Source organism: Halorientalis sp. (assembly GCF_028275115.1).
Lineage (GTDB): Archaea > Halobacteriota > Halobacteria > Halobacteriales > Haloarculaceae > Halorientalis.
Map to the genome: position 1 here is coordinate 1 of NZ_JAQCNH010000037.1, position 5,350 is coordinate 5,350.

Below are 5,350 nucleotides of genomic sequence, written 5' to 3' on the forward strand. Positions count from 1 at the left end.
CGAAGCCCTCTACAGGGTACGAGTAACGGCTTCGTGGCAGAGCCACTGGCTGACTGTCCAGCAAACCGTAGACTCTCAACTCTCAGGATTGACCTGCCCGACCAACACCGGGCGAGAGGCCCGCGCCTTTAGCCGCGGGAGGATGTCACAACCGCACTCCCCTGGGGACCGCCGTGACACTGTTCGACTCGTCGTCACCACTGTCCGCGTCGCTGTGTTGCTGTCTCTGAGATACCGGTCACGCATATATACAGTGTCGGCTTGCGTGTCGACCTACGATGTCGGACCAGAACAGTCACGTCACGTTCGAGGGGGACACCGGTTGGATCGGGCTCTTTGTCGGGGCATTCCTTCTGTATCTCGTCGGGACGAGAGCCCTCGGAGACACACTGCGCGTCGGCCCCGTCCTCCCCGAGCTCGAAGTGACAGTCCTGGAAGCGGCCGTCCGGTTCATCCCCCTCGCCATCGCGCTGTGGTTCCTCCGATCCGAGGGTGTCTCACTCGCCGAAATCGGTCTCGCACGGGATCAAATCGTCCCGGCGCTGTTCAGTGTCACCGGCTTGTATCTGCTGTTGAACGCAGTCGGTATCGGTCTGTTACTGCCGATAGCTGGCGCCAGCGCTGTGGGTTACCAGTGGACCGTCCCCCCTGTGATGGCGCTCGTCGTGTTCGCCGAGGCCCTCCTCTTCGCCGCGCTCGTCGAGGAGGTGGCGTTTCGGGGGTACCTGCAGTCGAAGGTGATCGCGGTGCTGTCAAGTACCACCCGGTTCCGGGGGGCGTTCGGCGTTGTCGCCGCGAGCGTGCTGTTCGCGCTGGCCCACGCGCCTCGCGTCCTGACCAGCGGTGTCCCTGGGACACAGGCACTCGCCACGTACGGAGCCTTCCTCCTCTTTTCGGGGCTCAGCTTCGGTCTGCTCTACGAGTATACGCAGAACCTGTATTTGCCGATTCTGGTCCACGCCGCCGGCAACATGCCGGGCACGATTGGCATCGTGTTCTTCGACACGTCCACACTGCAGGGTGGTGCGCTCGCAGCGTACGTGCTCTTGTATCTGGTGCTGGTAGTGACTCTGGTCGCTGTGTACCGTCGGGTGGCAATCGGGTCACTCGAGCGACGGTCTTGGTCCGAGCGGACCGACGTCGAACGAGATCCCGTGTGACCGTCGACACAGTGTCAGGACCGACGCGCGACTGTCACCCATACCGTCTCGTCGGGGCGGACAGTGGACCCGACATTGATGACGACGTCGTCATGATCGTGTGTGATCCGACACCGCCGTGCGATGGTCGCGAGTGCCAACTTGGGCTCCATCTGTACGGATCGCATTCCGATACAGTGGCGTGGACCCCCACCGAAGGGGAACTACAACTATTCGGGTCGGTCACCCGGCGGTATTGGGCTCTGGTCCCAGTAAGCCAGATCGAACCGGTCTGGATCGGACCACCAGCGGTCACCCGCATGGACGTGAAACTGCGGTAGGACAACGAGTAGTGTGTCATGGAACGGTTAGCACACCGCTTGTACTGACCGAACAACTTTGATCGGGTCGGAGAATGATTCTGTGCAGAATGCGCCCTGTATTGGGTACAGCTTCTGAAACCGATCATTGCCCGAGGGGTTCCCCGTCCCGTAATCGGGTTGTGAAACAACTCGGCCACGAACACCCCGAAACACCCCGTCATCAGGGGGTAATGGCCGGTATCATCGGCACTCGCTATCCGGATTAGCCTGTCAATCCGTGCATGGTTCGTGTCGACCACTCCGGCGAGGTCACGAAGTGCTGGCCCGACCGTGACGAAATCGCCTGGCTCGAGGAGGCTGCCGCTCGGAGCGACTGGGAGCGCGAGATCGCCGCCCAGCTCATGGCCCGCTGTGGGTTGTGGGCCGATGGGGTCTCCTATACTGGCGATGCCGAGCTGCGGTACAGCGACGACGCCGAGGGCTGGTTCCTCGAGGTCCGCGGTAAGAACACGAAAGGCGGCGACCCGACCGTCCGCGACGGCTGGATGCTCGAGCCCGTGGAGGCCAACGTCCGCCGCTCTGCTCGCGAGTGCGCCGCCGATGCCCCGTTCTTCGTGCGGTGGGCGCAGTGGTTCCGGAGCGACGACGACTGATTTCGCGCGCCCGCCTGTCAGATACGCGCGACCGGCCCCCCTTCCCCGTCGGTCCCAGCGCCACCGGCAGTCGCCACCGATTGACCGGCTCCTGGAACGACGCGTGGGCGCCCCCGAACATGTGCAACATGTTGGGCAATGCTCATAATCGCCCCTCGCGCGACTGGACGTATGGCGACGACAACGCAACCACAGGGCGCACTGACCACGAATCGACTCGCCACCGGGCGCATCGTGTCCGGGATCGCCACGATGCTCACTCTCGGGGTCGCATTCGGCTTGCTGGCCCTCGGCGTGGGCTTCTTCTGGGTCGCCTTCCCCGTCAGCTTCGGCGGCGTTCTCCCGGTCATGCTGGGGGCCGTCGCGCTGGTGACGACCGCCGACTGAGAATCAAGACGCTGGGTCCCCCAGGCGACACGGCCCTTGCCTCATATAGCCGAGCCGATCTGCCCCACCGGGCTGCACACCAGGCCTCCCTCCCCGGCTGACCGGGCCACTCTCTCCAACCAACCAGACATTGCTACTTGACCAACCCGGCGTGGCTGCCTGGCCAACTTGGCGTGGCTACCTGGCCGGCCCCCAGGCGTCGCTACCAGGGCATTCAATCGTTACTACCTGGCCGGCCCCCAGGCGTCGCTACCAGGGCATTCAATCGTTACTACCTGCCCGGCCTCGGGCATCACCATCCGGGAGAGCCGAGCGATGGGCGGAGCGAGTGGCGGTACACCGGTAACTAACGCACGCCTGGTAACATTTTGATGTGAACGGTGTGCACGGGTGGAGCACAGAACTTCTTCTCTCTAGTTGCCACAGCGCGTACTCGGTGATTTCTCCAGACTAGCGCGACTTTTCGACACCGCCCGTGCATGCCGTGCACACCCCTCAAGAACAGACGATTGAGGCGAGTAAACCTGCCGCTAAGGCATGCACGGGGGCTGAAAAACGTGCACGGGTCGGCCCAGAAAGTGGACTGGTGGGCGTCCCGTTCCGGCGTGTCGTCGAGCGACAGGTCGACGTCCGGGCGATGATGGCCGGCGGCTGGAGTAATCACTCCGCCGTCGAGTCGTACCTCGCCGAACCCACCGAGCCGTATCGGCGACGCGATGCGGGTGTAACGCCGAAGAACCGAGCAGGGTGTCCGTGTTTGTATCCCTCCCGGACGCTCTCCCGAGCGGTTCACACATCGGGCGCCAGCGGCGCACGCACCGACGCGACGAGACTAAGCGGCGGGAGACGCTAAGTATGGAATATGAGCGATCAGGCAGATGAACGAACTTGCGAGGAGTGCGGAGCGGACATGCACCTGCGGCAGAGTTGGACCGGACAGGGCTATGCCATGTGCCCCGAGTGTAATTAACAGAGAGTCGGATACGTAGCGTTCTGACACGCGAACGGTGACGAATGGCCTCGCGGGGAGAGCAGGCGCCGAGGAACCCGGGACGCACGGCTCCAGGGTAGGGGTGGCGTCGAAAAGAGTGGATTCGGACGACGTTACTCGGCGTCAGCCGCCGGTTGGTCGAAGCCCTCACGGTAGCACGGCCAGCACGGGACGGCGGCGTAGTGCAACTCGTCGCACTCGCACTCGGCCGGGCGCTCGTCGGCGTCGAGGCCGTCACACGTTCCGCACGCGACGCGCTTGGGGGACGTCAAGTTCGCACTCGGCGACCCCCAGTTCCGCGAACGCGTCCGGCAGCGGGTCGATGCAGTCGTGGAACGGCCCGACGGAGGTACCGGTTCTCATGACTTCGACACGGTCAGGCGAGACGAAAGCGACCGGGTCGGGAGGTGGACGACCCGGCGCTCAGTCGCCGGTTCGGTCGGTGACGGCCGTGACGAGTGTCTCGGCGCCGGCCGCCACGTCCGTCTCGTTCTCGACGAGGCGGACGGGCGCGTCGGCGGCGACAGCGTACTCGAAGGCTGCGGTCCGGTTGAAGTCCTGCTGGAAGTCGATGCCGAGGACCGTCTCGTCCCCGTAGCTCCGCGGCGAGTCCCCGCGCCGCTCCTGAATCGTCTCGGGGGTCGCCTCCACCACGACCAGCAGGTCCGGGTCCACGTCCCGGAGGACCGCGTCGGGGAGTCCGGGCAGCAGTCCGACATCGGTCTCGACGACGAGATGGGTCGTCAGCAGGACCTCCGCGGCGGCGCCCCGGTCGGCGACGTACTCGCCGGCCCGGCGCTGGAGCCGACGGGTCGTCTCCCGTGAGAGCGCCGCCAGGTCGCCGCGTGTCTCCACGAGGTCGTTCGCGACCGCCTGTTCCAGCATCACGTCGCCGAAGTTCACCAGTTCGTACTCGTCCGAGAGCTGCTTGCGGGCCCGTTCGGCCAGCGCGGTGAGCCCGACGCCGGGCACCCCCGCGAGGACGGTAACGCTCATCAGAACGACACCTCCTCGTCGGGGTCAACTGACTGGCCGCCGCGGTCGTCGTAGAACCGCCGGCCGACGAACCCCTCGCTCACGAACGTCAGGAGCGCGTCGTAGAGACCGTCGACGGAGTGGAACGTCTCCTCCTCGCACCGGCCCAGTACGGCGGCGATGGTCTCCATCTCGCCGTTGGGCGACTCCAGCTCGCGGTCGCCCACTTCCTCCACGACGACCTCACACCGGACCGGAAACGTCAGTTCCCGCGCGAACAGGTCCCGGACCTCAGGTAGGCGCATGTGCGTACATCACGACAGAGCAGCATAACAGTGGCGTCGAACGAAACGGGTCCAGACGGCGTTACTCGGCGCGGGCGTCGCCCTCGGCCTCGACGAGTCGCCGGAGCGTCGACCGGACGTGCTCTTCCGAGACGTCGGCGGCGTCGGCCAACCCGGCGGCGGTCGTGTGCTCGCGCTGCTGGAGGGCCTCGACGACCGCGCAGTGCCGGTCGGTGGCGAGCCACTCGACGCCCGACACCTGGGGGTCGACCTACTTCTCGGAGGGCACGCTCGATCGAACGAATATGGTCGCGGTGTCGTCGGGATTCTCGAGGCTCCGGGCGTAACGGCCGGCCGACTGTACGCGCTGTTCGCCTCCGCCGTCGAGCTGTTGGCCTCGGGTGCCTCGCACACCGCGAGGTGCTGGAGGTAGCGACCGTACACCTCGCCGCACATCGGACAACTTCCGTCGACGAGCGCGCCGTCGACCGGCCCGGTACACCGCTCGTGATGCTTCTCCAGTCCAACGTGCTGAGGAACGCTTAGCTCTGAGGACGAAGGTCGCGGTCAAACGGAACTCTGCTCGTTGGAGAGCCAA

7 protein-coding genes and 1 pseudogene are annotated in these 5,350 nt (G+C 65.3%); 3 read left to right on the plus strand and 5 right to left on the minus strand.

Annotation, left to right across the window (positions count from 1 at the left end):
• Window positions 1-278 precede the first annotated feature (278 nt).
• Window positions 279-1,160: a CPBP family intramembrane glutamic endopeptidase gene (locus Q0964_RS05970; protein ID WP_299264724.1), complete on the plus strand. Its 882-nt coding sequence runs from the start codon at window positions 279-281 to the stop codon at window positions 1,158-1,160.
• A gap of 14 nt (window positions 1,161-1,174) precedes the next feature.
• Here the strand turns inward: Q0964_RS05970 and Q0964_RS18310 are convergent.
• Window positions 1,175-1,351, minus strand: a pseudogene (locus Q0964_RS18310) (cytochrome P450); the annotation flags it as partial.
• Between the two features lie 392 nt (window positions 1,352-1,743).
• Between Q0964_RS18310 and Q0964_RS05975 the strand changes: the two are divergent.
• Window positions 1,744-2,115 carry a hypothetical protein gene (locus tag Q0964_RS05975; RefSeq protein WP_299264726.1) on the plus strand — a complete coding sequence of 124 codons (372 nt, stop codon included), beginning with the start codon at window positions 1,744-1,746 and terminating at the stop codon, window positions 2,113-2,115.
• A 171-nt stretch (window positions 2,116-2,286) separates the two neighbouring features.
• On the plus strand, window positions 2,287-2,502 hold the full coding sequence (locus Q0964_RS05980; RefSeq protein WP_299264728.1) for a hypothetical protein: 216 nt from the start codon (window positions 2,287-2,289) through the stop codon (window positions 2,500-2,502).
• Between the two features lie 1,225 nt (window positions 2,503-3,727).
• Here Q0964_RS05980 and Q0964_RS05985 read toward each other — a convergent pair.
• The 4 genes from Q0964_RS05985 to Q0964_RS06000 all read right to left on the minus strand — a co-directional run bounded on the left by Q0964_RS05985 (window position 3,728) and on the right by Q0964_RS06000 (window position 5,011).
• Window positions 3,728-3,856, minus strand: a complete 129-nt coding sequence (locus tag Q0964_RS05985) for a hypothetical protein (protein ID WP_299264731.1) — start codon at window positions 3,854-3,856, stop codon at window positions 3,728-3,730.
• A 60-nt stretch (window positions 3,857-3,916) separates the two neighbouring features.
• On the minus strand, window positions 3,917-4,489 hold the full coding sequence (locus Q0964_RS05990; protein WP_299264733.1) for an adenylate kinase: 573 nt from the start codon (window positions 4,487-4,489) through the stop codon (window positions 3,917-3,919).
• Window positions 4,489-4,773: a DUF5789 family protein gene (locus Q0964_RS05995; RefSeq protein WP_299264735.1), complete on the minus strand. Its 285-nt coding sequence runs from the start codon at window positions 4,771-4,773 to the stop codon at window positions 4,489-4,491. Before Q0964_RS05995 ends, Q0964_RS05990 begins: the two co-directional genes overlap by 1 nt.
• A gap of 61 nt (window positions 4,774-4,834) precedes the next feature.
• The gene (locus Q0964_RS06000; RefSeq protein WP_299264737.1) at window positions 4,835-5,011 is read right to left on the minus strand and encodes a hypothetical protein; all 177 of its coding nucleotides are present in this window, start codon (window positions 5,009-5,011) and stop codon (window positions 4,835-4,837) included.
• Window positions 5,012-5,350 lie beyond the last annotated feature (339 nt).

Bases quoted from the DNA above. Each gene is read 5' to 3' on its own strand.
- Q0964_RS05970 (WP_299264724.1), top strand. From the start codon at position 279: ATGTCGGACCAGAACAGTCACGTCACGTTCGAGGGGGACACCGGTTGG.
- Q0964_RS05975 (WP_299264726.1), top strand. From the start codon at position 1,744: ATGGTTCGTGTCGACCACTCCGGCGAGGTCACGAAGTGCTGGCCCGAC.
- Q0964_RS05980 (WP_299264728.1), top strand. From the start codon at position 2,287: ATGGCGACGACAACGCAACCACAGGGCGCACTGACCACGAATCGACTC.
- Q0964_RS05985 (WP_299264731.1), bottom strand. From the start codon at position 3,856: ATGAGAACCGGTACCTCCGTCGGGCCGTTCCACGACTGCATCGACCCG.
- Q0964_RS05990 (WP_299264733.1), bottom strand. From the start codon at position 4,489: ATGAGCGTTACCGTCCTCGCGGGGGTGCCCGGCGTCGGGCTCACCGCG.
- Q0964_RS05995 (WP_299264735.1), bottom strand. From the start codon at position 4,773: ATGCGCCTACCTGAGGTCCGGGACCTGTTCGCGCGGGAACTGACGTTT.